This is a genomic window from Flavobacterium limi, assembly GCF_010645075.1.
Lineage (GTDB): Bacteria > Bacteroidota > Bacteroidia > Flavobacteriales > Flavobacteriaceae > Flavobacterium > Flavobacterium limi.
In genome coordinates this window covers 260,893-286,705 of sequence record NZ_JAADZV010000001.1, presented here as the reverse complement: position 1 = coordinate 286,705, position 25,813 = coordinate 260,893, and the positions used below count along the sequence as shown (strand labels likewise).

The following is a 25,813-nucleotide window of genomic DNA, read 5'->3' as shown; positions in this document are numbered from 1 at the left end:
GCTTAACTAACAATCACTAACTCAAACTAATTTAAACAAAAAGTATGAAAACAATTTCGAAAAAGTTGTTATTTTTATTCCTGCTGTTGCCGTTTGCGATGCTTGCTCAGAGCACCCTGAAAGGTACAGTTGTCGATAAAGCGACAGGACAACCAATTCCGGGAGTAAATGTAAATGTACAGGGTAATCCTGGAGGAACATCTACCGGTTTCGATGGTAATTTTGAATTATCTAATGTAAAAAATGGTAACAAAATTACAGTTTCTTTTATTGGATACAAAACCACTACTATTGATTACAACGGACAAAAAACACTAAACATTTCATTAGAAGAAGATACCAATCAACTTAAAGAAGTAGTTGTGCAGGTAGGTTACGGTACCGTTAAGAAAAAAGATGCAACTGGTTCTGTATCTCAAATCTCAGCAAAAGAATTTAATAAAGGGATAAATGTAACCCCTGAAAGCTTAATTAGTGGTCGAATCTCGGGTGTAAACGTAGTTACTGGTGGAGCTCCGGGTGCCAGAGCAGATATCAGAATTCGTGGAGGATCTTCCTTAAATGCTTCAAACGAGCCATTAATTGTATTGGACGGGCTTCCATTAAGCAATACAGTGCCAAATGGATCGACAAGTATATTATCTACAATTGATCCTAATGATATTGAATCTTTTACAGTTCTTAAAGATGCGTCAGCTGCAGCAATCTACGGATCCAGAGCTGCAAACGGTGTAATTGTTATTACTACCAAAAAAGGTGCAAAAGGTGGCGTAAAAGTTAACTTTAGCTCTCAGGTTGGTATTAACACTGTTGCCAATACTGTTGATGTAATGAGTGCAGATCAATTTCGTGAATTGGTAAATACAAAAGGAACTGCAGATCAAAAAGCCTTATTAGGAAACGCCAATACAAACTGGCAGGAGGAAATTTTCCATACAGCATTGACTACCAACAATAATATATCTGCAAGCGGTACTTTGTTTAATAAATTACCGGTTCGCTTATCTGTTGGAAATATTGACAATCCTGGAATCTTAAGGAATACTTCTTTTGAAAGAACTACTACATCACTATCATTGAATCCTGTTTTATTTGATAACCATTTAAAAATTGACATTAACGGAAACTTGTCTTTCGGCAAAAACCAATTTCAGGACGAAGGTCCGGTAATAAGCAGTGCTATCGGGTTTGATCCTACTCAGTCAGTTTATGATACTAATTCTCGTTATGGAGGCTATTTTGAATGGCTTGATCCTAATGGTAATCTGCCATTACTGCCAAATAGAAATCCTGTAGCAAGATTAAACCAGGATGAAAGAAGAGCAACTTCGACAAGAAAATGGGGAAATGTAAGGTTAGATTATAAATTGCATTTCTTTGAAGACCTTAGAGCTGTTGTTGAAGCAGGTATCGACAGGTTTGACAGCAAAGGCTACACTCAAGTCAGCACTCAAAGTGCATTAGGGTTTCAGCCACACCCTTTTAGCAGTCCCGATTATGTAAATTTAGGAAATTATTCCAGCTACACAGATGCTCTTCAGAACAAAAACTTAAATGCTTATTTTAATTATACGAAAGATTTAGGGAAAATTAAAATTGATGCTACAGCGGGCTACAACTATCAGTTGTTTCAGAGAGAGAGATATCAAAGTGGAGAAACCAGACAGCCAAACCCAAATGAAGATGTAATTACGGAGCCGGATATTAACTTACAATCTTACTTTGGTCGTTTGAATTTAGGATATGACAGTAGATACTTACTGACCTTAAACTATAGAAGAGATGGTACTTCACGTTTCTCTGAAAATAACAGATGGGGTAATTTTGCCGGAGGTGCTTTTGCATGGAATGTTTCTGAAGAGGCCTTCTTAAAAGATAATACAACTTTTTCAACTTTAAAATTAAGAGTTGGATATGGTACAACAGGTCAGCAGGATATTTCTGCTCAATACGATTATTTACGCCGTGTAACTTTAGGAACAATCCAGTCGCAGTATGTATTTGGAAATACAATTTATGCTACGGCCAGACCAGAAGGATATAACGAGAATATCAAATGGGAAGAATTAGCTGAAATGAATCTAGGTATTGATTATGGCTTTTTTAATGATAAAATAACCGGGTCTATTAATTATTTTGACAAAAAATCAACTGATTTGCTAGCCGAAATTGCAGTTCCTGATGGAGCAAATATCAGAAATCAGGGATTTTTTAATATTGGGAATGTAAGAACAAAAGGAGTTGAGTTTAGTATTCAGTCTGACATTGTTAAGAGTGATAATTTAAACTGGAATGTAGCTTTTAATACTACTTATATTGATCAGGAAATATCTCAATTGGGAATTACGGTTCCAGGTTTTCAGGGTTATTTAGCCGGAGATAATATTGCCGGAGGGCAAGGAAACAGAATATTAATTAATTCTGTAGGATATGCCCCAAATTCTTTTTTTGTATACGAGCAATTATATGATGCTGACAAGAGACCAATTGCAGGTGCGTATGTTGACAGAAATGCAGATGGAATTATTGATACAGCAGACCGTTACAGGGCTGGCAAAACTGCGCCTGATTACACTTTTGGCTTGTTTTCTACTTTAAACTACAAAAAGTTTGACTTCACAATGAACTGGAGAGCAAGTGTAGGAAATAAGATTTTTGATAACGTAAGCTCTAATTTAGGTTATTCTGATGCCGGTTTAAGAAGACAAACTGATTTGGCAAACGTAAGTTCAGATTACTTCAATACTGGATTTACTTTTGAAGATAACGGCACACAACGTTATTTGTCTGACTATTTTATCAAAGATGCCTCTTTTATTAAATTAGATAACATAACCCTTGGTTATACTTTTGATAAATCATTAATAAAAACAGCTTCTTTAAGATTTACGGCTGGAATCCAAAATGTTTTTATTCTAACAAAATACGATGGTTTAGATCCTGAGAGATTCAATGGAATTGATAATAATGTTTACCCTAGAGCAAGAACATTCTTATTTGGAGTAAATGCAAATTTCTAATAGTACATCGAAAATAAATTTAAAAAATAACTAAAATGAAAATATCATTTAAATATATATCTTATTTTTTCCTACTTGTTTTAGGAATAAGTATGACGTTTTCTTCGTGTACAGACGATTTAAACGTAACACCAAAAGATGATGATGAGTTTCTGTCTGAAACTTTCTTTGAAGATCCGGCTTCTTACAAACAAGTACTCGCAAAATTATATGCAATACTTTACGTAGGAGGAAACGATGGAGATGGCACTCCGGATATTGCCGGCCTTGGCGGTGACTTTAGCAGTTATTTGAGGTTGCTTTTCGTATCTCAGGAATTTACTACTGACGAGGCTGTTATTGCCTGGGCCGACGGTACTTTACCAACATTCAACACTCAGCTGTGGTCCCCTGAAAATGAGTTTTTGGCAGGAACTTTCTCCAGAGCATTTTATCATATTAGTGTTGCTAATGAATTTTTAAGGCAAACAACTGATGAGAAATTAACAGCAAGAGGTGTTGATGCTAATTTAAAAGCTGAAATCGCTACGTTTAGGGCTGAAGCCCGTTTTCTAAGAGCATTTTCCTATTATAACCTTATGGATTTATTTGGAAATGTGCCAATCACTACTGAAAATGATCCAGTTGGATTCTTTTATCCGGTACAAAAATCAAGAGCAGAAGTTTTTGCCTTTATCGAATCTGAACTAAAAGATTTGGACAACAGTCTGGCACCTTCAAAAACGAATGAATATGGAAGAGTTGATAAAACGGCTGCTAAATTTTTATTGGCGAAAGTATATTTAAATGCGAAAGTGTATACAGGAGTTGAAAGAAATAATGAAGCGGCTGCATTAACAAATGAAATCATTACCAGTTCAGGATATACTTTTGCGAATGTTCCTTATCGTTACTTATTCTCTGCCGATAATGATAAAAATGGTGCTCAGTCCGAAGTGATTTTTCCTGTTATCAGCGATGGAAATGCGATCAGAGTTGTAGGTGGAGGAATGAGTTTTATCATGCATGCTTCTATTGGAGGAAGTATGGATGCTGCCTCAAGAGGAATGGATGGCGGATGGCAGGGAATCAGAACTCGTAGAGAGTTCGTCAATCTTTTTCCTGACGAAACTGCAACGGCTGATAAGAGAGGGACATTTTATACAGATGGTCAATCTAAAGACATCACCAATGTCGGAACTTTTACAGATGGTTATGCCGTAACAAAATATATTAATAAAAATGCAGATGGCTCAGCAGCACAAAGACTTGATGTTCCGGATATCGACTTCCCAATGTTCAGATTAACCGATGCTTATTTGATGTATGCTGAAGCCACTTTAAGAGGCGCAACCGGCGGAAACATAAATACCGCTTTAGGTTATATAAATCAAATTAGAACCAGAGCAAACGCTGCTCAAATTAATGCTGCTCAATTAACTCTTGATTTCATTTTAGATGAAAGAGGAAGAGAATTATATTGGGAATGCCACAGAAGAACTGATTTGATTCGTTTTGGAAAATTCACCGGTGGATCTAAACTCTGGCAATGGAAAGGCGGATCTATAAATGGTACTGCTACAGAATCATATAGGGATTTAATGCCTATTCCTGCCAGAAACATTCAGGCAAATCCAACTTTACAGCAAAATACAGGATATTTTAATCTATAAAACGGTAAAATGAAAAATATATATAAAACTTTAATTGCATTTATTGGTGTGTTATTGGTTTCGTGTGATGGTGATGATGTAGACACGAGAACTATTCTTGCCCCAGTTTCTACAGCAGAAATAAGTGCTCCGTCTACAGGACAAAACGTCGTTTTAGATGTTGATAAAGCTGCAGAAGAAGCTTTTAAGTTTACTTGGGCTCCTGCTGAATATTCCAATTCAGTTGCAGTGAGGTATACTTTGCTTATCGATAAAAAAGGAGGCGATTTTAATGCAGCCAAAATACTTAAAACTACGACTAATAGTATTACAGAGGTTTCGGTTTTAAACAGAGAATTAAATCAGGCAGCAATTGATCTTGGCGGACAACCCGAAGTTGCTGCAGATTATGATGTAAAGATTGCATCAAATGTTTCTGGTGGATTTGTTCAAATATCGGAAGGTTTGATTACAATGACTATAACTCCTTACACCGGAAGAGTCCCATATAATTTTGTTGATTGGTATTTAGTAGGTGACGCAACTGTTTCTGGCTGGGATACAAATAAGGGAAATCAAATTTTATTCAGAAGCGGTACAAATGCAAATGAATATAAATTTACCGGTTACTTTGCTGCAGGAGCTTTTAAATTAATTTCGACTCCTGGTCAATGGGCCCCATCAATAGGGATTGGTAGTGGTGGAACTATCCAAAATAGACCAACCGAAAATGATCCGGATCCTTCAAACTTTTCAATTGCAACAGCCGGATATTATACTTTCACAGTAAATACGACTACTAATTTGTATACTTTAGCCCCGTACACTGGTCCCATAGCTACTTATACTACAGTTGGTATTATAGGGAGTAGTACAGCCGGAGCATGGAATGTTTCTACACCAATGATTAAATCATCTTTTAATCCACACATCTGGACATTAGGCGTAACATCTTTAAATGATGGTGAAATGAAATTTAGAGCTAATGATGCGTGGGATGTTTCCTGGGGAGCAAAAACTCCTTTTTCAGGTGTAAATACCGGTGATAACATACCAGTATCAAAATCTAAATATGTAATTTATTTTAATGATTTAGACGGCAGCTACTTAATGATTCCTAATCAATAAAAAAATATTGTAAAAAAGGCTACTATTAGTAGCCTTTTTTTATAAAACTAACCAATTAACCACAGTATGAAAAGATCTTTACAACTAATATTTCTTTTAATGTCATCGGTAATTTTTGCTCAGCAACAAACCGTCACTTATTCAGTAAGCCCCACTACTTTTGAAGAAACAACCGCAATTACGATTACTATAGCCGGTAGCTCTATCAATGAAACCGCTTGGGGCATTGCAGCAACTCACGAATTGTATCTATGGGCATGGGCTTTTGACACCAATGATACTGCTGCAAAAGGAACTCCAAACAATGGTTCCTGGACAGCCTCCAGTGCAGCAAGTGCTTTTACTTATAATGCCGGAACGGATACCTATACCAAAACCTTAACGCCGTCTACCTATTACAATGCAACCGGAATTGGCAGAATTGGTTTTTTAATTAAAACAAAAGACGGAACCGGAGACAAAAAATCTCAGGATATTTTAGTTGAAGTAGGTATTTTTCAGGCTTCACTTACTTCTCCTGCAGAAAACAGTTCGACAATTTTGGCATCTGGTTCTAATTTTAATATTACAGCTACCAATACAAATGGGGTTGCAAGTTATGTATTAAAATCAAACGGAAATACTCTTAATACAAATGCAAGTACGGCAAGTTATTCCTTTAGTCATACTAATATTACTGCTAATCAAAGTTATGAATTACTGGTGACGCAGGGAGCAACAACAATCTCAAAAAAGTTTTCGGTTATTGTTAATCCTAATACCGTTTCTGAAGCAATGCCTGCAGGTTTAACAGACGGAATTAATTACAACCCGGCCGATTTTACAAAAGCAACTTTGGTTCTGGACGCACCTTTAAAAGATTTTGTTTACGTTGCCGGAAGTTTTAATAACTGGCAGCCTTCATCGGTGTATGCCATGAAAAAAGACCCTGTTTCAGGAAAATTTTGGTTAGAATTAACAGGTTTAGTTTCCGGAGTAAATAATAGTTATCAATATTGGGTAGGAGATGCTACACCATTGGCCAACTCGCCTTCATTGGTTAAAGCTGCTGATCCCTATTCTACTTTGGTTTTGTCTCCTTATGATGATGCTTCGATTCCTTCGTTAAATTATCCAAATATCCCTGCTTATCCATCAGGACAGCAATTCGAAGTAACGGTTTTAAAAACCGGACAAACACCTTACAACTGGCAGGTGACCAATTTTACAAAACCTGAAAAGGATAAATTGGTTGTTTATGAAGTTTTGGTTCGCGATTTTGATGCCAACAGAAATTATCAAAGCCTGATTGACAGAATTGATTATTTTAAAAATTTGAAAATAAATGCGATTCAATTAATGCCGGTAATGGAATTTGAAGGTAATGAAAGCTGGGGCTATAACACTTCCTTTCACATGGCTCTGGATAAATTCTACGGAACTTCAGATAAATTAAAAGAACTAATCGATTTATGTCACCAAAACGGAATCGCGGTTATTCTGGATGTGGCTTTAAATCATGCTTTCGGAAGAAATCCGATGGTGAGAATGTGGATGAACGATCCAGACGGAGATGGCTTCGGGTCGCCAACTGCAGAAAATCCTTATTTTAACACTGTTGCCAAACACACTTACAGTGTTGGTGAAGATTTTAATCACCAATCTGTCAGAACTCAAAATTACGTGAAACGTGTTGTTAAACAATGGGTTGAAGAATACAAAATTGACGGTTTGCGTTGGGATTTAACCAAAGGATTTACTCAAAATTGTACCGCTTCAGATGAAACGTGTACGAATGCTTATCAGCAGGACAGAGTGGAAGTTTTAAAATCATACGCAGATTACTCATGGAGTCTGGATCCTACGCATTATGCGATTTTCGAACATTTAGGAACTGATCTGGAAGAACAGCAATGGGCAAATTATAAAATTGCAGAATCGCCAAGCAAAGGAATTATGATGTGGGGTAATTTGAATAGCGCTTACAATGAGTTGTCAATGGGATATACAGGTAATATTTCGAGAATGACAAGTTCCAGCCGCGGATTTACTTCGCATCGTTTGATGGGCTATGCAGAAAGTCATGATGAGGAACGCCTAATGTATAAAAACATTCAGTATGGAAATTCGATAAATTCAGCACACAATGTAAAAACATTAGCTACAGCTTTGTCACGAATGTCAGCTATTGGAGCGGTTTCATTGTTAGTACCGGGACCAAAAATGATTTGGCATTTTGGAGATTTAGGTTGGGATTCGTCTATTTTTACTTGTAATAACGGAACCGTAAATGATGCTTCAGCAACGATTTCAGGAGATTGCAAATTAGATACAAAACCACAACCGCAATGGACAGGAAACTGGCTTGGTAATGCCGGGCGAAGCAAAATTTACAACGACTGGTCAAAAATGATCACCATGAAAATTGCTGAACCTGTATTTTCAGGAACGACAACTATGGCAAATACCAGTTCTTTATATCCGAACATTAAAATTACAAACTCAGCCCTCTCTTCAGGGCAACTTAAAGATGTATTGATTGTAGCCAATTTTAATGTTACAGCTCAAAACGTTGCTACCGGTTTTTCCTATCCGGGAACCTGGTACAATTTGATGGACAACACTACAATAAATGTAACAGATGTGAATGCTTTAATGAGTATTCCGGCAGGAGAATTCAGAATCTACGGAAACAAACAGGCCAGTCTGGCTATTGATGATTTTGAAAAAGGCAATTCGGTGAGTTTATATCCAAATCCGGTTTCAAATTACTTTACATTGAATTTTGCTGCTGTAAAAGTTGAAATTTATAACATTACAGGTCAGCTTGTAAAAAATTTTGTAACTAATGCAAATTTGGATTTTCATTACAGCGTAAGCGATTTAAAACCGGGCTTATATATTGTAAAAGCAATTAATGAGAATAATGAAGTACAAGTAATGAAGTTTATTAAGAAATAAATTTTTGGTTAGTTTAGTAATGTAAAAAGGCTGTCCGCGTATGGACAGCCTTTTGTTTTATATAGGGTTAAAGAAATTAATTCTCTTTATCATATTCTCCGGTTAAAGAAAAGTATCCAAAAACTCCCAGTCCCAAAACAATCAATGGAGTCAGAATAAACAGGATAATAATCCCAAATACTAAATCCTCCTGCTGGTCCGATAAAAATTTTGGCAGACCAAATTCAAAAACACAAAAATAGGCTGCAGCAATTGCTAATATGATCCACAGAATTCCCAGGGCTCTTTTTATAAAATTCATTTTTAAGCAGATTAAAGGTGAGAGTTTTTATTTTTATTATCGATGTAAATCATTCCAATTACAAAACAAATTGAAGCTATTACAATTGGATACCAAAGTCCGTCGAGATAAAAATCATTTTTACCGGAATTCTTGGCATGTGTTACAAAATAAGTTGAAATGGCAGGAAGCAAACCTCCAAAAATGCCGTTTCCAACATGATAAGGCAGTGACATGGACGTATATCGAATTTTAACCGGAAACATTTCGACCAAAAAGGCTGCAATTGGTCCATACACCATTGTCACAAACAAAACCTGTATAAAAACCAAGAAAATCAACGCCCATTCATCGCTCGAATTAATGATGACAGATGTAGTTATCTGAGTATCTTTTTTAGAGGCAAAAACAGTCTTCTTTTCAATTGAAACTGTTCCATCAGTAAATTCTTTTTCGGTGGTATAGACAGTATCGTTTGTTGCCGTTAATTCTGTAGTTGTTTTTGTTTTTTCAACTATTTCAGTTTTAAGAGTAGTATCTGTTGTGGTGTACATGGCCTTGTAAATAGGTCTGTACAGAAAAATAGCAAGCAGCATTCCGCCCATCATAATATATTTTCTTCCCACTTTATCACTCAGCCATCCAAATACAATAAAAAACGGGGTTCCTAATAAAAGTGCAATCCCCAGTAAAGTATCTACCTGTGAAGACTCTACATTCATTACTGTTTTCATGAAACTCATCGCATAAAATTGTCCGGTATACCAAACAACCCCCTGCCCCATCGTGGCACCAAATAAAGCAAGCAGTACAAATTTTAAATTGTAGCGGTTTCCAAAACTTTCCTTTAGCGGACTGGCACTTGTAGTTCCTTCTTTTTTTGCTTTTGCAAATTCAGGAGACTCGTCCATGTTTTTTCGAATGAGGTATGAAACACCAACCATAACGATAGAAACCCAAAACGGAACACGCCATCCCCAGATGTCAAAATCTTCAGCAGAAAGAACTGTTTTTGTCGCCAGAATTACCATTAATGAAATAAATAATCCCACTGTTGCCGTGGTCTGAATCCAGGAAGTCCAATAGCCTCTTTGTCCCTTAGGAGCATGTTCTGCGACGTATGTAGCTGCTCCACCATACTCTCCGCCTAATGCAAGTCCCTGTAATAATCGTAAAATCAATACCAATAAAGGTGCTAAAAATCCAATCGTTTCATAACTCGGAATACAGCCTATCAAAAAAGTAGAACCACCCATTAATAACAAGGTAGCCATAAAAGTATATTTACGACCAATAATATCGCCTAGTCTTCCAAAAAATAAAGCTCCAAAAGGACGAACCACAAATCCTGCGGCAAAAGTTGCTAATGTTGATAAAAATGCTGCTGTAGGATTGTCACTGGGAAAAAATTTTGTTGAAATTACAACGGCTAAACTTCCAAAAATATAGAAATCATACCATTCAATCATAGTACCCATAGAAGAGGCCGAAATTACTTTCCAAATTCCTTTGGTAGATGTATTACTCATAAACTGCAAATAATGTAATTGATAATAAACAAATAATTAAAATATTTTTTTACGAATATAAAAGATATTTATTTATTCGACTGATACTTTTTTAACAAAAGTACGTTAATTGTTTATTTTACACTTTTAGACATTGAGAAGCTTCAGGCAAATGACATAGAAAGGACTCTAACCATAAAGTTCGAAAGGTTAAAACGAAAAGGTTCGCAAAGCCATAAATAAAACTTTGCGAACCTTTCATAAATTTTGATTCAGGTAAAACCAGAGTTTGCCGAATTGCTTTAAATCAAAAAAGCCATCCACAAAAGTGGAAAGCTTTTCATTGGTCTAACTACTAAACCAAGCTACGAGTTACAAAGTCGTAGCAAACAACACAACTAATCTTAGATACCGTATTTGGGCAAAAAAGCCTTTCCGTTAAGAAAGGCTTCTCCCAATATTGCGGTCTGGACGGGACTCGAACCCGCGACCCCATGCGTGACAGGCATGTATTCTAACCAACTGAACTACCAAACCTCTGCGTTATTGCGGTTGCAAAGATAGTACAGAATTTCGTTTCTGCAAGTGTTTTGATGAAAAATTTTGAATAAAATTTCAAATTACTATCCAAAGTTTTGTTTTTCAACTAAATATGTCGTCAATATTTTTTCAAAATTATCACCAACATTGACCGAAACGTACTTAATTTGGTTCTTGGCACACGTCAAAGCCAGATTTTTAAAGTAGGCTTCTGCCCTCTTTTCGTATTCTTGTTTAACATTATCGGCATAAATAGAAACTTCTTCGCCTGATTCTAAGTCAATAAACTTTCTTGGTGTGTTATCAAAATCAAATTTCAATTCGGTTTTATTATCGACTACGTGAAACAAAACTACTTTGTGCTTGTTGTGCTTTAAATGCTGCAGCGCATTAAATAGTTTTTCATCATCTTCAGACTGAAACATATCCGTAAACAAAATAATCATCGAGCGGCGGTGCATTTTCTCGGCAATCTGATGCAGATACGTAATTGTATCAGTACTTTTTTTGACTTTTGGCTGCTCTAATAATTGTTCCAGCTTATTCAAGAGCATTCTGTGGTGACGGTCGCTTCCTTTTTCCGGAGCGTAATATTCGTAGTTATCAGAGAAAACGCTTAAACCTACGGCATCGCGCTGTTTCTTTAAAATATTCATCAAAACCGCTGAAGCCAAAACCGCAAAACCAATCTTCTTTTCATAAAAAGGCTGATTCGATTTCAGTTCCGGATAATGCATCGACGACGAATTATCGACAATAATATGACAGCGCATATTCGTTTCTTCCTCAAAACGTTTCGTGTATAAACGGTCTGTTTTAGCAAACAACTTCCAGTCGATATGTTTGGTGCTTTCACCGGCATTATACACTTTATGTTCCGAGAATTCGGCAGAAAACCCATGAAACGGACTCTTATGCATTCCGGATATAAAACCTTCCACGACCTGGTTCGCCAGCATTTCAAGGTGCTGAAAACTGGAGACTTTCTCTATTTCTGATTCGATTTTCATTCGGTTTCTTTTTTAATGTTTTGTGCCTTAAAAAGCAAATCTGTCGCCATGAATAATTTACGTTTCAGAATCGGACTAAAATTAGGGTTTTCTTTTAAGAAGCGCTGTACTTCATCAAAAGCATATTTCGACGAATACTTCCCAATGGTATTATCCAGCCAGTCTTTCGGAAAGAAAATATCTCCGGTACGTTGAATTTCTTCTGTCAAATCTAATGAAAATCTGATATATTTCTGGACACTTTCCTGACGAAGCGGATGATTTACATTCGCCAGACCAACCGAAACCCACGATTCTTTCTCCCGATTCGCATCATCTTTTAATGATTCCACAAAAGCATTTCTAACTTTTTCATCCTGAGAAAGCGAAGGCATCAGAAATTCAAATCGTTTTATTTTATCAGGATTCGTCATCGACATTTTTGCTTTCACCAAAATCTGATCGGCTTTTTCGTGTTTAAAAATCGCCAGATTCATTGCCATATTGGTATAATCGTCTTCGTTTAATTTTAAACCTGAAATCGTAATTTCTTTGCTCCAGATCTGAAATAATCTGGCTTTCGCGGAATCTGAGTAAGCAATTGAGCTAAATAATCCGAATAAAGTCTTTTTGACATTCGCAGATAAATTAGCCTGCAAACGCTCGTACAAAATAGCTGTAAACTGTTTTTGAACTTTGTCTTGCTGCTTCTCTGTCAAAAATCTCCAATAAATCATGTTCAGATTTCCTGATATAATTCGTAGTACCAATTCATTTTCTTCCGATTGAATTCCTTTCAAAAAACAATTAAAAGCCTGATCGACAGAAACACTTCCAGTCAACATATTTTCATAAAGATTACTGTATGATGATGCTCTTGCAACCTCATCTTTTAAACCCGAAATATAATTTAAATGATTCCCGTCAAGCGGAAAAACACCGTACCCAAAACCATTATAATTATAAATAACGGCAAGCGGTTTTTTAAGTCCGAAAGCATCTTTTAACTGAATGTTTTTATCCTGAATCTGAGCATTTAATACTTTTACTTCGCTTTTATAAACCAAACCAATCTGAAAAATTTGTGGCCAGATATTTTCCGAACCATCTTCTGCTTTCTGACTAATTTCAAAGTTTTTAATTTTATTGTTCTTATCCAATTCAATTTTATCAGAGAAAATAGCCCTTCCGGATTTATTGACCCAGACTTCACTCCATTTCTTCATATCCAAAGGCGTTTCATCGTCCAGAATTTCAACTAAGTTATTCCAGTCGGCATTGTCGTTGGCATATTTCTGAATGTATTTTTGGATTCCCTTCTGAAAAGGTTCTTTTCCCATCGAAGCTTCCAGTTGGCGCATCATAATTGGTGCTTTGTTGTAAATGATACTTCCGTAAAGCGAGCCGGCATCTTTTAAATTTGCCAGATGCTGTTTTATAGGATGTGTTCCCAAAGACCGGTCTTCCGCGTAAGCGCTGCCATAATGCGCCGTAAAAAACTGCAGGTTATGATTGACTTTCGGGAAAATCGGGTTCATGATTTTGTCTGCCATAAAATTGGCAAAAACCTCTTTCATCCACACATCATCAAACCATTTCATCGTTACCAGATCACCAAACCACATGTGAGAGGTTTCGTGTGCAATGAGTTTCGCACGGTTTAACTTTTCAGTATCGGTTGCGCTGTTGTCCAGAAACAAAGTCGATTCACGATACTGAATCGCACCAACATGTTCCATTCCGCCATACTGAAAAACCGGAATCGAAGCAAAATCGAGCTTCTGAAAAGGAAACTTATAATTAGTATATTTTTCTAAAAAGTCTATAGATTGTTGATGCAAATTGAAAATCGTATCCCTGCTGCTTTCTATTTTCCGGGGATCATTTTCCCGGTATAAAAAAGTCATTTCTAAACCGGTTTTTTGCGTAACACTATTGAATTTTCCGGCTACAAACGAAAACAAATACGTACTCATTTTGTCAGATTCTCCAAAAGTATAAGCTATAAAATCGCCTTTTTGGGTTTTCTCTTTTACTTCGGCACCAGCCAAAACCTTCCAGTCTTTTGGGACAATCAGACTTAATTTATAAGTCGCTTTAATATCCGGCTGGTCAAAACACGGAAACAAAGTACTCGCCCGGTCGGGAACTAATAAAGTATATAAGAAATCATCGTTTCGGTTTAAAGATAAATTTCCGGCAATGAATGAAATTGCAATCGTATTTTGTCCTGAAACCAAAGTTTCAGCCGGAATTACAATATGCCCTTTTTCATGAACAATAGCAATGGTTTTTCCGTTTGCAGCAACTGATTTTATGTTCTGGGAATTCTCTTTAAAATCTAAAATCAGCGGCTCACTCAAATCGGATAAAGTTAAACTTAAAGTGAGGCTGGAGTTGATATTTTCACTTTTCTGATTCGGAATTTCAAAAGACAATCCGTATTTAATATCTGAAATCTGGTGTTTTCGAAAAATAGCCATTTGCTCAGAAACGCCATTTTCTACAATCAGTTTTTGTTTGGATTGCGAAAAACCAATTGTTGTAATTATAAAAAAGACAAGAAAGCTATGAAGAATTTTCATTTATTTGGAGGAATATAATATTCGCTAAAATAACAAAATCGATGATTTTTCACAAACAATTACCGCAACAATATTGCATTTAAGAATAAGATTTTTATATTTGCAACTCTATTGCATTAAATAGCATAAAAAATCTCATCCAGAAGTCAGTCTTCACGAATGAAAAAGAAAATTAAATTCATAAATCTTCTAATGCCGCTTATCGTATTGTTCGCAATACTTTTTCCGGCAATCCATTCGTATGAGCACATTCTGGATCCGCATTCATCAAAAGAGAAAATAGAATTTTCGGTTTCAGAAAAGCCAGAATTCAAGGCAAAACTTCATTCGTTTCATAAATGTTCGATTTGCGATTTTAAATTCAGTGCTGTTGGTACGTTTGAATTTGGTGTTTTTACTTTTTTTAAAAGCATTCCCGTTGTAAAACACATTCTGTTTTACAACGAGCAATATTTCTTAGTTTTTAAGGGTTCGCTATTCTCACTTCGCGCCCCTCCTCTCACCCTTTAGTATTTTTTGTATTCTGATTACCGGCTAATTCGGCGCAGAACTGTGTTTCGTTTATTCAGGGATTATTAAACAGCTTTTACAGGAATTTCGTAAAAGAGAATCTTTCGCTTTTTAATCTTTTCAAATCCTAAAAACAAATTCAGTCAGCAATTTATTTTCGCAGAAAAATTAGATTTTCTGTCTAGATTCTGCATTCGTTTACAAAAAAACTTCAGTCTTTTTTATCAAAAACATTCATTTACGCCAGTTCTAAACCAAAAGGTGCTGACTTGAAGTGGCTTGTATTTAAGGTGTTTGCCGAATAATAATCGGTACGCACCGCCTTTTGTAATCCAATTAATTCTTTATAAAAATGATCAAATCAGAAAAAATGAAAACAACAAAACTAATTCTGACCTATCTCTTTGCGGCAATTGCTTTTACAAGCTGCAGCAACGACGATAACGATGCTGAACCCGAAAAAGCAATTCCCACAATTGACAAAATCGAATTGGGTCTTGGCAACAATGAAACCGGAACTATTGGTGAGGATTTTCATTTTAATGCAGAAGTAACAGCGGGCGACAAAATCGAAAATGTACAGGTAAAAATTGCGCAAAGAGCTACCGAAACGTATTCCAAAGTCTGGTCGCATGAAATTACATGGACACAATATGCCGATGCCAAAAACGCAACCGTTCACAAACATTTTGATATCCCGGAAGATGCGGCAGAAGGGAAATACGATTTCATCATTATCGTAAATGATAAAAACGGAACAAAACTGGAAATCAAGAAAAACTTAACGATTTACAAACCCGAAAACCTGCCTGTAAAACCGGTGGCTTCGGTATTGACGGTTTTTCTGAACGACAATTTTCTGTACAGAAAAGGCAAGTTTTCTGATCCTGAAGCTAAATTCAAAAACAACGACATTTTCAGTTCGCAGGTAACGCTTCAAGGCGTAAAAGGAGACGGAATTATGTACCTGCTTTTAATCAACAAAAATGCAAAACACAGCCCGGAAAGTGTGGATCAGATTGACTTTAAAAAAGTGATAGTGTATGATGTTTTTGAACATAAAAACAAGACAGAAACCGGCGAATTTTCAAATATTCCGTGGAATGGAACCGAATTTACCAGAGACACTCCAACCCTGAAAATTGGTGTTGCAAAAGATAATCATGTCCCTGTTCAGCAAGACTTAATTGCTAATAAATCATGGGCAACAGGCAATTATACTTTTCTGGTTTTGTATAAAAATACAACCTACAATATCAATTTTTCACAGTCTGTTGAGCTTCCTTTTGCCCTTTAATTAAATCATAAAATATGAAAAAGATAAAATTTATGGCAGGCGTTTTAATGTTTGCATTTATAATCTCCTGCTCCAGCGATAATAAAGAAATTGATACTGAATATCCTGTAATTAACATTTCAGCAGCAGATGCTTTTCCTGTTCAGTGCAGTACAATCGGGCGCGGTCAGACCGTCACTTTTAAAGCCGTTTTTAATGATAATGCCGCGCTTGGTTCGTATAGCCTTGATATTCATCACAATTTTGATCATCACACGCACAGTACAGAAGTCGAAAGCTGTGAAATGGATGCCGTAAAAAAACCTGTAAAACCGATGCTTTTCATCAACAATTACACTATTCCGGATGGTGTAAAAAGCTATGAAGCTACGGCACAAATCACGATTCCTGCAGATGTTGATCCCGGAGATTATCATTTTATGATTCGCCTTACAGATAAAGAAGGCTGGCAGACGCTGAAAGGTTTAAGTATTAAAATTTTATAAATCGGATTTAATGAAGAATGCCAAATCCATTTATTGGAAAAATTGTTTTTTACTCATCGGCTTATTATTTTCAGCTGAAGTTGTTTCTCAAAAGAAGCCTTCACAAAAAAAAACTGAAATCAAAGAACTGAACGAAGTTTTAGTCAGTGGAAATGCAGCCGAAAAACGCAAAAAAGAAGAATCGCTGAATGTAGAAACAGTGAACAATAGTTTCATTCAGCGGAATCTTGGCGGAAGCCTGATGCAGTCTTTGCAGCGATTACCGGGAATCAAAACAATTTTGATTGGTTCGGGAGGTTCAAAACCGCTGATTCGGGGTTTGAGTTTCAATCAGGTGATTGTAGTCGAAAACGGTCTGAAACATGAAGGCCAGCAATGGGGCGCCGATCATGGTCTGGAAATCGATCAATATGCGGTAAATCGTGTTGAAATCATAAAAGGACCTTCTTCATTTATCTACGGATCTGATGCTGTGGGCGGGGCGGTGAATATTAAACCGCTTCCTCTTCCGTCCCAAAATAGTTTTGGCGGAAGCGTTGATCTTGTCGGAAAAAGCAATAATGCGCAGTTTGGAAGTTCTTTTAATTTATTTGGAAGAAATGAAAACTGGTTCTTCGATTCACGCGTCACAACAATGGATTATGGCGATTATCGGGTTCCGACTGATAAGGTTCACGTGTACAGCTATTCGGTTCCGCTGTACAAAAATCATCTGCGCAATACGGCCGGTCGGGAACTTGATTTGCATTTGAGCACGGGCTATTCGGGAGAAAATTTAAAGTCGGTTTTTTATTTCAGCAACGTTCACACCAAAAGCGGATTTTTCGCTAATGCGCACGGACTCGAACCAAGAAATGTCGATCTGGATTTACACGACAAATCGAGTCGTGATATTCTGATGCCATATCAACAGGTGAATCATTTAAAAGTGAGTAATACGACTTCTTTTAATTTGAAAAATCATGCTTTTGAAACGCAGATTGGTTTTCAGAAAAACTTTAGAAGAGAATGGAGTCATTACGTCAATCACGGCTATATGCCTGCAATTTATCCTGAAAACATGTACGCGCCTGAAAGTTTGGAACGCCAATATGATAAAGATGTCTGGTCGTTTTCTGCTAAAGATGAATTTACTGTTAACCGCCATCAAATCACAATCGGAACAAATTTAGCTGCACAGGAAAATGCGATTGGCGGTTGGAGTTTTTTGATTCCGGCTTTCACGCAATTCAACGCCGGTTTGTTTGCTTATGATAAAATTGAACTGAATGACCAATGGTTGCTGCACGGCGCCGTTCGTTATGATTACGGAAAAATCAACATGAAATCGTATTACGACTGGTTTGAAAGTCCGGTTTCAGAAAACAATCAGACGCAAATGGAGTATTTGCAGCGTTCTGAAGATCTGACCAAAACCTTTAACAGTTTTACCTGGTCGACGGGAGTCAATTACAATCCCGGAAATCTTTCGCTTAAAGCGAATTTAGGCTCGGGTTTTAGAATGCCCATTGCCAAAGAACTGGCTTCAAACGGCGTCAATTATCATTATTTCCGATTCGAAAAAGGAAATCCGAATCTGGATGCCGAACGTTCGTATCAATTGGATTTGGGAATGGAATGGCAGCAGCAAAACTGGTCTTTTCAACTGACGCCTTTTGTCAATTATTTCCCGAATTTCATTTATCTGAATCCAACTTCATCGCACGATATTTATTACGGAGCAGGAAATCAGGTTTTTGAATACGAACAAAGCAAGGTCTTTCGTTACGGTGCCGAATTGCAGACGCGATATTATTTCATCAAATCTTTAAGTGTCGAAATTGCTGCCGAATATTTGTATTCCGAACAAAAATCTGGAAACAAAAAAGGATATACGCTTCCGTTTTCGCCGCCGCCTTCTGTTTTGTTCGGACTGAATTATGAACCTCAGATTGGTTTTCTAAAAGACGCTTATTTCTCTGTTGATTACCGCATTACAGGAAAACAGGACAATATTGTTCCGCCGGAAAAGAAAACAGCCGAAAGTCATGTTTTTAATCTTGCTTTTGGAACCAAAGTTAAAACCGGGAAACAGGACATCAGTCTTAGCTTTCAGGTCCAGAATTTATTGAATACAAAATACTTAAACCACACGAGTTTTTACCGCCTTATTGAACTTCCGGAAGCCGGCCGGAATATTATTGTATCGTTGAGAATTCCGTTTTCAGTCTCACGATAAATCCGGCACATCAAAATTGAATTATTTATACATTTAAAACCATTATTACAATGAAAAACAATTTTTACAGACTGCTTTTTTTATTCGCATTGTCCATTTTTGCCGTTTCGTGCAGCAACGACGATGACAATCATGACGACCATGATCACGACGACACTTCAGAAGAACACACTTATATCAGAATTTTACTTTCGGATGAAAAAACGACTGCCCTGACGCTTTTTGATCCGCATGAAGATAAAATCAGTTCTTTTACGGCAAAATTTCCTAAATCGTCTTTGTACACTACAGAATCCGGGCGTTTTGCGGGAATTATTCACAGAGATAATAATTTCACAGAAACATTTGACAGCGGACTCGAAATGCACGGTGATCACGTGGATATTGATGACGTTCCAAAATTTGGTCTTTTGGCCGGAAGTTCATCAAAACCAACCCATTTTAAAAGTAAAATTGGCGAAATCCTGACTTTTAACGACGGCGACGGAACTCTTTCCGTTGGTAAAGAAGCAGATGTAAATAAAACCGGAGCAACATTTAAGAACATAAATGCAGGATTACTGGCGCATCATGGTGCAATGGCAACTTTTGCAAATGGAACTTACGCTATTACCGAAAAAGACAATTCGGTTACAGGATCACTTCCTGAAAAAGTAAAAGTCATTGACAACACCGGAAAAACTCTTTTTGCCGCTAAACTTGCTACAAAAGGAATCCATGGAAATGCTTCAGACGGGGTTTACGCTGTTTTTGGTTCAGCGAGCGGCGTTCTGGTTGTAGAAAGCAACGGAAACCAGAAATTAATCGCACTTCCTGAAGATTTTGGAACGGCTTGGTTTGGAAGTATTTTAGAAACTGCTTCTTCTGGAAAATTCATTGGTTATACAGCTGCAAAAGGAGCTTATTTAATTGATGTGGTCAACAGCACCATCAAACCTATTATTCAGAACACAGGCATTATGCAATGCAAAACCAGTTATGATCGCAAGAAATTAGCCGTTCTTTTATTTTCGGGAGAATTAAAACTTTATAATATCAACAGTCTTCAGTTAGAAAAAGAAACTAAAGCGACTGCTGAAACAGCGACCGATGCAACTTTAAAACCTCAAATGGCGGTTACAGAACGATTTGCTTATATTACTTCGCCAACAACCGGAGAATTATTGCAATTGAATCTTGCTACGCTGGCCATCAAAAAAACAAAGGTTTCAGCTACGCCTTATATGATTACGGTTATTGGTCATGAAAACAGCGAAAGCCACAGCCACTAATTATCTTACGAATAGTAATTAAAAAAATCGGAACTCTATTTTTTACAGAGTTCCGATTTTTATATTTTACAGCTTTTTATACTCATAAGTACTTATCAAACCCGATTGCGTTTTCTTTTTTGGATATCCGCCTTCATTAAACTCATACACTATCTCAGCAGTTGTCGGAGCGTCTGAATTATATGTTTCTATATCTTTTATGGGATTATTTTTTGATGAATTCGGAAACCTGTATTCTGAGGGCAGGGAAATTTCAGGATTCGGTTTAGTATCATACGTATAAGAATGCGAATAAAAGAACAATCCATCAGGCGTATTCGAATCTATTTTGTTATAAAAAGTGCTTTTTGTTACGTTTCCTTTTTTGTCATACTCAAAAACAGTCCTGCTATTGGGCAATGTACTTCCTTTCATCATTAATTTTTGAGTAACTGTATTCCCATTATATTCAAAAATAAGGCTTTGTTTGTGATCGTATATTGCCGGAGTCGCCGTAGAATTCTGAGCATACTTTTTCTCTGTCAGCCTTCCCTGAGTATCATAACTATAAGTAATTCTGGTGTATGATGGTGTTGAAAATAAAGCTGAAACGATTTTGAGCTCTTCCTGAATTTTGCCATTAGAATCGTATGTCAAAGTACTATTGAAACTTGATGTAAAGGAACCGTCTGTGCCATCAATCGTGATCAATTTATTCGCATTATTATATGTGTATGTATTAAATGAAGCAACGCTTGAAGATTTTGTCAGCAAATAAGCCGGAGTAACTTCTTCTGGCGGATCATTATCATTATCACTGCTGCAGGAGATTGCGAATACTGTCAAAAGCAAAAGAATCAGTTTGTTTATTTTTGTTTTCATAATTTAAATATCGGGTTTGTTATATATCTACTCTAAGAATTCATACTGAATGATGTAAAAAAGAAAAAGGTTTAAGATTCGCTAAACCTTTTTCAACTCACTAATTCAAACTCATTCCAAAATTATTCTGTCTGCTGAAAATCGAAACTTAAATCTCCCGCATTGTAACTTGATGAAAAAGTTGTTGGAAAAGTCTGATCCTTACCAGAAAACCATCTGTATTCATTTATTGTGATATTTCCGGCTACAATTGGATATACAACGTTCGAATTGTCGGCTTTGTTCTTTTTGTACCAGTCATTTGAATTCATCGTAATCAGATATTTTTTATCTTTCTCCAAAGCCAGTTCGCTGATCTCTTTTTTAACTTCAGTATCCGCTTTTTCTACATTCAAAGTTTCTGTCTTTAATACTGTTTTTGTTGTATAATCCCAGATGGTTACACGTATAGAAGGATTTGCAGCCGGAAGTTTTAGCGTAATAGCTTTTATTTTTCCTTTTACTGTTGGGGTAAAAGCTAATCCAAACTCGTAATCGCCAGAGTTAACGAAATTGCTTACTGTAGTGAAACCTGTTTTAGTGTAATATTCCGCAAGCGGATTTTCTGTCTTAAATTTTGGTGTATTGTCGTCATCACTGCTGCATGACGCCGCAAGTACTGAAATTAGAATTGCAAAAAGGTTTTTAAAAGTTTTCATAATAGTATTTTTTGATTAGTATTTGATGTTATGGTTGAATGTTGAAATGCGAACAAACTTCTTCGTAACTCATTGTAGAATAATCCGGTTTTGCCTTCTTAGATGTCGATGCAGCAACACCACCCGGAATCAAAACATAACGCCATTTTAAAGTGGTCGGAAGCCCTACAGTAGTGCCATCATTAGCATGTTTAAACCTGAATAATTTGATGGTATTAAGGCTTGCAATAGCAGTAATTGTATTGGCAAATCCTCCAGCTGTAGAAGTATAAGGAAGTGTATAAGTATTTGTCGCTGATCCAAAAGACATATATACCAATATGGTTCCTTTTTCCATGATGTCTGCCGTTAATTTTGGTACAGCAATAGAGGTAGATAATCCTGACGTTCCGTCTATGGTTTCCGGTGTTCCTGCAGGGGCACTAATCCAGGCACTGTATATAACATTTGCGGTTCCTGCAGGGCCTTCTGCTCCGTCAGTTCCATCGTCTGCGCTGCATGAAATTGTAATAACTGCTATTACTAAAATTGCAAAAAGGGTTTTAAAAGTTTTCATAATAATTCTAGTCTTAAAAAATTGGTCAAATGGTTCTTATTTAATTCAATAACATTTATTTTTGTAAAGATCAAAAGTTCAAAACAGGGGATTATTTTTTGCTTATGCTGAATTACAAGACAAATTTGCGTCAATAAAATCCTGATAAAAACAGCCAATAGACGAACAACATTTTAAATAGACAGACGACACCAAACAGCCCGGAATAATGAAGAAATACTCCTGTATTATCGTTGATGATGATGAAATTGACAGACTGACGGCACTCTCTTTTGCCAAAAAATTTCCGGTTCTGGATATTGTAGGTATTTTCGAATCTGCCGAAGACGCACTGCCGTTTATACAAAAACAAAAAGTCGATATTTTATTTTTGGATATTGATATGCCCGATTTAAACGGAATTGATTTCAGAAAAAAAGCTTTAGAAATACCAGTTTGTATTTTTATCACCGCGCATCCGGAACATGCGGTCGAAAGTTTTCAGATAGAAACCTTAGATTTTATCGTAAAGCCATTAAAACTGGATCGTTTTACACAAACCATGAACCGTATTGAAGAATTTATGGAAATCAAACTCAAAGCTTCTCTTTTTGAAGCCAGCATTGGAGGCGACACCATCTATATCAAAGAAGGACATGAACAGACCAAAGTAAAACTGCATGAAATTCTATATCTCGAAGCTTTAAAAGATTATACCTTAGTTGTTACCGAAAGAAAAAGACATTGTGTTTTGTCGAGTATCGGAAATTTATTAAAAGAAAGTCACTTTCAGTCCTTTATAAGAATTCACAGAAGTTTTGCTGTTCAGAAACAATTTATCCAGAAAATGAATTCGACTGAAATTATTTTAAACAATAATATCGCCATTCCGGTTGGCAGAAGCTACAAAGACAACTTAAACCTGATCTAGATGAAGAAAGCCGGTTTTTTGATTTTGTTTTTTATTACTATTTCTCTTTTTGGACAACAGGAACCGAATTTGACAAAATATAAAACAACCATTCAAAAACTGGATGCCTTACTTACCTATACCCAATCACTTTTAGACAAAGAAGAATATTCGAGACTTATCATCGCTTCACAAAAAGGAATTGCACTTTCAAAAAACCATTACAAATATTTAAGTACATTTTACCTGCGGCAGGGAATTGCTTATGAATTTAGCAATAATCAATACAAAAAAGCATTAGTTAACTATGAAAATTCATGGAAATACGCTCACAAAGTCCGTCATATAGAAAACCAAACTTCTTCTTTGATGCGGCTCAACTATATCTATTATTCTCTAAATGAAACCCAAAAAGGAAAAGAATTAATTGAAACCATCAAAAAAGTACTTGATACGACCAAAAGTAACTATGTACATGCGGTGCTTTACGGGAGTCTCGGCGAGTATTATCTGAATACTTCTGAATATGAAAATTTTATTGGATATCAGTTAAAAGCCATAAACTACAAAAAACGGCTTGATAAAAGTGAAGCAAATACAGAGAATATTGGTGTGTCCTATTGCCAAATTGCAAGTGCATATGTCAAAATGAAACAATTTGACAAAGCTATTGAGTATTTAAACGAATCAAAACCTTACATTAAAACATCTCCCTACGTAAGTGCTTTTTCATGCAATTATTTATTACAGTGTTACGCTGCCAAAAAACAGCCGGACAGCATTAAAAAATATTATAACTTAATCTACACTTTCCCGACAGCAAAAGATTCACTGTTTCTTAATTTAAGTTTTGCAAATCAAAGCATGTCTAAATATCATGCCGATGAAGGACAAATTCACAAGGCTTATTATTATGCCAAAAAAGCTGTTTTATTTGGACAAAAGTCAACGGATGAAGAAATTCTTATGGAAGCCAACACCATTATGGGCAGGGTTTTATATGAGAAGGGAGATTACAAAAATGCCATCAGGACACTTAAAGAAGCATCAAAAAATGCATTAAATTACGACAAGGAATTCTTTGTTATTATCAATCAGAAACTATCTCAAAGCTATGCTGCTCTAGGGCTTTGGAAAGATGCTTTTTATTATAAGGAAATCTACTCCAGATACAATGACGAGATGATGCAGGAGTCGGCTAAACAAAGTATTGCCAATGCCGAAGCACGATATCAGAATAAAACCAAACAGCAGAAAATTAAAAACCTTTCTGCAGAAAATACCATTAAAAATATTCAGATTAACGATGCCAGAAAACAGCACTTCTATTTGATTTCGGGACTTGTGTTGGTTTTTATAATCGGATTATTATTGTTCAGACAAAACCAAAACCGAAAAAAAACCAACAAAAAACTACAGCTCCTGAATCAGGAACTCGATGAAGCCAATAAAATCAAAGCGCGATTCTTCGGAATTCTGAATCATGATTTAAGAAGCCCGATTTCAAATCTGATTCATTTTTTACACCTTCAAAAAGAAAATCCGGAACTGATTGACGAAGAAACCGCTTTGCGAATGCAGGCCAAAATAATTTCAGGAGCAGAAAATTTATTGTCTTCGATGGAAGATATTCTGCTTTGGAGCAAAGGGCAGATGGAAAATTTCAAACCGCATTTTAAAAAAATTCCAGCAGAAGATATATTTGAAGATACTAAAAAGCATTTTTCAGCTATAGAAAATATCGAAATATCATTTGAAAATCCGGAAAGCATCATTTTAAATACAGATGAAAATTATCTCAAAACCATTATCAGAAACCTGACCGGAAATGCCGTAAAAGCACTTGACAAAACCGAGAATCCGAAAATAATCTGGAAAGCCTGGCAGGAAAACAATCAAACTTACCTTGCGATAACAGACAACGGCCCTGGAGAAAGTCTGGAAAAATTCAAAGCTCTTTATGATGATTCACAGGTTATCGGGATCAAATCCGGTTTAGGACTGCATTTAATCCGTGATCTGGCTACAGCGATTAACTGCAAAATTGAAGTCAGTTCAAAACCTGATTTCGGAACTACTTTTACGATTTTATTTAACACATAGTTTTTGATGATCGGTTTTCGTCAGTTCGAGTGATTCCGATTTTTCATCGGGATTATATCGAGAACAGAAAAATGATCGTTAAAAACCGTTCTCGATACACGTCACTTCGAGTACGGAGTGTATCGAGAAGTTTTGTTCCGTTCACTCCACAAAAAACACTCGAACTGACGTTTTTAATAATCACGCACAACGGGTTACAAATAATCTGTGTGCATCTGCTCAAATCTTTTTAAAATCTGCGTGAAACAAAATCATTTGATTCTTAAAACTTTTTCCCAATAAAAAAGGTCTGACTTTCGCCAAA

At 36.3% G+C, this 25,813-nt stretch carries 18 protein-coding genes and 1 tRNA gene; 11 read left to right on the top strand and 8 right to left on the bottom strand.

What is annotated here, in order from left to right; genetic code table 11:
- Nucleotides 1-44 precede the first annotated feature (44 nt).
- The 4 genes from GXM16_RS01235 to GXM16_RS01220 all read left to right on the top strand — a co-directional run bounded on the left by GXM16_RS01235 (nt 45) and on the right by GXM16_RS01220 (nt 8,719).
- The gene (locus GXM16_RS01235) at nt 45-3,020 is read left to right on the top strand and encodes a SusC/RagA family TonB-linked outer membrane protein (RefSeq protein WP_163391934.1); all 2,976 of its coding nucleotides are present in this window, start codon (nt 45-47) and stop codon (nt 3,018-3,020) included.
- A 35-nt stretch (nt 3,021-3,055) separates the two neighbouring features.
- Entirely contained in the window at nt 3,056-4,672 is a 1,617-nt protein-coding gene (locus GXM16_RS01230; protein ID WP_163391931.1) for a RagB/SusD family nutrient uptake outer membrane protein, read from the top strand.
- A 9-nt stretch (nt 4,673-4,681) separates the two neighbouring features.
- Complete coding sequence (locus GXM16_RS01225) at nt 4,682-5,779, top strand: SusE domain-containing protein (protein WP_163391929.1); 1,098 nt, start codon at nt 4,682-4,684, stop codon at nt 5,777-5,779.
- A gap of 66 nt (nt 5,780-5,845) precedes the next feature.
- Complete coding sequence (locus GXM16_RS01220) at nt 5,846-8,719, top strand: alpha-amylase family glycosyl hydrolase (protein WP_163391927.1); 2,874 nt, start codon at nt 5,846-5,848, stop codon at nt 8,717-8,719.
- Between the two features lie 76 nt (nt 8,720-8,795).
- Here GXM16_RS01220 and GXM16_RS01215 read toward each other — a convergent pair whose 3' ends face one another.
- From GXM16_RS01215 to GXM16_RS01195, 5 genes are all read right to left on the bottom strand, one after another.
- Nucleotides 8,796-9,020 carry a DUF6814 family protein gene (locus tag GXM16_RS01215; RefSeq protein ID WP_025572750.1) on the bottom strand — a complete coding sequence of 75 codons (225 nt, stop codon included), beginning with the start codon at nt 9,018-9,020 and terminating at the stop codon, nt 8,796-8,798.
- An 11-nt stretch (nt 9,021-9,031) separates the two neighbouring features.
- Nucleotides 9,032-10,528, bottom strand: a complete 1,497-nt coding sequence (locus tag GXM16_RS01210; protein ID WP_163391924.1) for an MFS transporter — start codon at nt 10,526-10,528, stop codon at nt 9,032-9,034.
- 442 nt (nt 10,529-10,970) lie between these two features.
- Nucleotides 10,971-11,044, bottom strand: a tRNA-Asp gene (locus GXM16_RS01205).
- A gap of 86 nt (nt 11,045-11,130) precedes the next feature.
- The gene (locus GXM16_RS01200) at nt 11,131-12,057 is read right to left on the bottom strand and encodes a DUF58 domain-containing protein (RefSeq protein ID WP_163391922.1); all 927 of its coding nucleotides are present in this window, start codon (nt 12,055-12,057) and stop codon (nt 11,131-11,133) included.
- Entirely contained in the window at nt 12,054-14,621 is a 2,568-nt protein-coding gene (locus GXM16_RS01195) for a M1 family metallopeptidase (RefSeq protein ID WP_163391920.1), read from the bottom strand. Before GXM16_RS01195 ends, GXM16_RS01200 begins: the two co-directional genes overlap by 4 nt.
- Before the next feature lie 159 nt (nt 14,622-14,780).
- Between GXM16_RS01195 and GXM16_RS01190 the strand changes: the two genes are divergently transcribed.
- From GXM16_RS01190 to GXM16_RS01170, 5 genes are all read left to right on the top strand, one after another.
- Nucleotides 14,781-15,131: a hypothetical protein gene (locus tag GXM16_RS01190; protein WP_163391918.1), complete on the top strand. Its 351-nt coding sequence runs from the start codon at nt 14,781-14,783 to the stop codon at nt 15,129-15,131.
- A gap of 370 nt (nt 15,132-15,501) precedes the next feature.
- Entirely contained in the window at nt 15,502-16,428 is a 927-nt protein-coding gene (locus GXM16_RS01185) for a DUF4625 domain-containing protein (RefSeq protein ID WP_163391916.1), read from the top strand.
- 14 nt (nt 16,429-16,442) lie between these two features.
- A complete protein-coding gene (locus tag GXM16_RS01180) occupies nt 16,443-16,913 on the top strand; it encodes a DUF4625 domain-containing protein (protein ID WP_163391914.1) in 471 nt (156 codons plus the stop codon).
- Between the two features lie 10 nt (nt 16,914-16,923).
- Nucleotides 16,924-19,131 carry a TonB-dependent receptor gene (locus tag GXM16_RS01175; RefSeq protein ID WP_229684163.1) on the top strand — a complete coding sequence of 736 codons (2,208 nt, stop codon included), beginning with the start codon at nt 16,924-16,926 and terminating at the stop codon, nt 19,129-19,131.
- 50 nt (nt 19,132-19,181) lie between these two features.
- Nucleotides 19,182-20,402, top strand: coding sequence for a hypothetical protein (locus GXM16_RS01170; RefSeq protein ID WP_163391911.1), 1,221 nt, complete (start codon nt 19,182-19,184; stop codon nt 20,400-20,402).
- A gap of 66 nt (nt 20,403-20,468) precedes the next feature.
- On the opposite strand, the gene GXM16_RS01165 is transcribed toward GXM16_RS01170, so the two are convergent.
- The 3 genes from GXM16_RS01165 to GXM16_RS01155 all read right to left on the bottom strand — a co-directional run bounded on the left by GXM16_RS01165 (nt 20,469) and on the right by GXM16_RS01155 (nt 22,517).
- Nucleotides 20,469-21,263: a hypothetical protein gene (locus GXM16_RS01165; RefSeq protein WP_163391909.1), complete on the bottom strand. Its 795-nt coding sequence runs from the start codon at nt 21,261-21,263 to the stop codon at nt 20,469-20,471.
- Between the two features lie 122 nt (nt 21,264-21,385).
- Complete coding sequence (locus GXM16_RS01160; RefSeq protein ID WP_163391907.1) at nt 21,386-21,961, bottom strand: DUF4082 domain-containing protein; 576 nt, start codon at nt 21,959-21,961, stop codon at nt 21,386-21,388.
- A 28-nt stretch (nt 21,962-21,989) separates the two neighbouring features.
- Nucleotides 21,990-22,517 (bottom strand): hypothetical protein, encoded by a 528-nt coding sequence (locus GXM16_RS01155; protein WP_163391905.1) that lies wholly within the window; start codon nt 22,515-22,517, stop codon nt 21,990-21,992.
- 208 nt (nt 22,518-22,725) lie between these two features.
- On the opposite strand from GXM16_RS01155, the gene GXM16_RS01150 reads away from it, so the two are divergent.
- Together GXM16_RS01150 and GXM16_RS01145 are read left to right on the top strand one after the other, a co-directional pair.
- A complete protein-coding gene (locus GXM16_RS01150) occupies nt 22,726-23,427 on the top strand; it encodes a LytR/AlgR family response regulator transcription factor (RefSeq protein ID WP_229684166.1) in 702 nt (233 codons plus the stop codon).
- On the top strand, nt 23,428-25,509 hold the full coding sequence (locus tag GXM16_RS01145; protein WP_163391903.1) for a tetratricopeptide repeat-containing sensor histidine kinase: 2,082 nt from the start codon (nt 23,428-23,430) through the stop codon (nt 25,507-25,509).
- The last annotated feature ends 304 nt before the right edge of the window (nt 25,510-25,813 follow it).

What these genes read in the sequence shown, in the direction of transcription:
- GXM16_RS01160 (WP_163391907.1), bottom strand. Translation starts at nt 21,961, where the DNA reads ATGAAAACTTTTAAAAACCTTTTTGCAATTCTAATTTCAGTACTTGCG.
- GXM16_RS01220 (WP_163391927.1), top strand. Translation starts at nt 5,846, where the DNA reads ATGAAAAGATCTTTACAACTAATATTTCTTTTAATGTCATCGGTAATT.
- GXM16_RS01210 (WP_163391924.1), bottom strand. Translation starts at nt 10,528, where the DNA reads ATGAGTAATACATCTACCAAAGGAATTTGGAAAGTAATTTCGGCCTCT.
- GXM16_RS01235 (WP_163391934.1), top strand. Translation starts at nt 45, where the DNA reads ATGAAAACAATTTCGAAAAAGTTGTTATTTTTATTCCTGCTGTTGCCG.
- GXM16_RS01225 (WP_163391929.1), top strand. Translation starts at nt 4,682, where the DNA reads ATGAAAAATATATATAAAACTTTAATTGCATTTATTGGTGTGTTATTG.
- GXM16_RS01180 (WP_163391914.1), top strand. Translation starts at nt 16,443, where the DNA reads ATGAAAAAGATAAAATTTATGGCAGGCGTTTTAATGTTTGCATTTATA.
- GXM16_RS01165 (WP_163391909.1), bottom strand. Translation starts at nt 21,263, where the DNA reads ATGAAAACAAAAATAAACAAACTGATTCTTTTGCTTTTGACAGTATTC.
- GXM16_RS01190 (WP_163391918.1), top strand. Translation starts at nt 14,781, where the DNA reads ATGAAAAAGAAAATTAAATTCATAAATCTTCTAATGCCGCTTATCGTA.
- GXM16_RS01195 (WP_163391920.1), bottom strand. Translation starts at nt 14,621, where the DNA reads ATGAAAATTCTTCATAGCTTTCTTGTCTTTTTTATAATTACAACAATT.
- GXM16_RS01155 (WP_163391905.1), bottom strand. Translation starts at nt 22,517, where the DNA reads ATGAAAACTTTTAAAACCCTTTTTGCAATTTTAGTAATAGCAGTTATT.
- GXM16_RS01145 (WP_163391903.1), top strand. Translation starts at nt 23,428, where the DNA reads ATGAAGAAAGCCGGTTTTTTGATTTTGTTTTTTATTACTATTTCTCTT.
- GXM16_RS01230 (WP_163391931.1), top strand. Translation starts at nt 3,056, where the DNA reads ATGAAAATATCATTTAAATATATATCTTATTTTTTCCTACTTGTTTTA.
- GXM16_RS01185 (WP_163391916.1), top strand. Translation starts at nt 15,502, where the DNA reads ATGAAAACAACAAAACTAATTCTGACCTATCTCTTTGCGGCAATTGCT.
- GXM16_RS01200 (WP_163391922.1), bottom strand. Translation starts at nt 12,057, where the DNA reads ATGAAAATCGAATCAGAAATAGAGAAAGTCTCCAGTTTTCAGCACCTT.
- GXM16_RS01175 (WP_229684163.1), top strand. Translation starts at nt 16,924, where the DNA reads ATGAAGAATGCCAAATCCATTTATTGGAAAAATTGTTTTTTACTCATC.
- GXM16_RS01170 (WP_163391911.1), top strand. Translation starts at nt 19,182, where the DNA reads ATGAAAAACAATTTTTACAGACTGCTTTTTTTATTCGCATTGTCCATT.
- GXM16_RS01150 (WP_229684166.1), top strand. Translation starts at nt 22,726, where the DNA reads ATGAAGAAATACTCCTGTATTATCGTTGATGATGATGAAATTGACAGA.
- GXM16_RS01215 (WP_025572750.1), bottom strand. Translation starts at nt 9,020, where the DNA reads ATGAATTTTATAAAAAGAGCCCTGGGAATTCTGTGGATCATATTAGCA.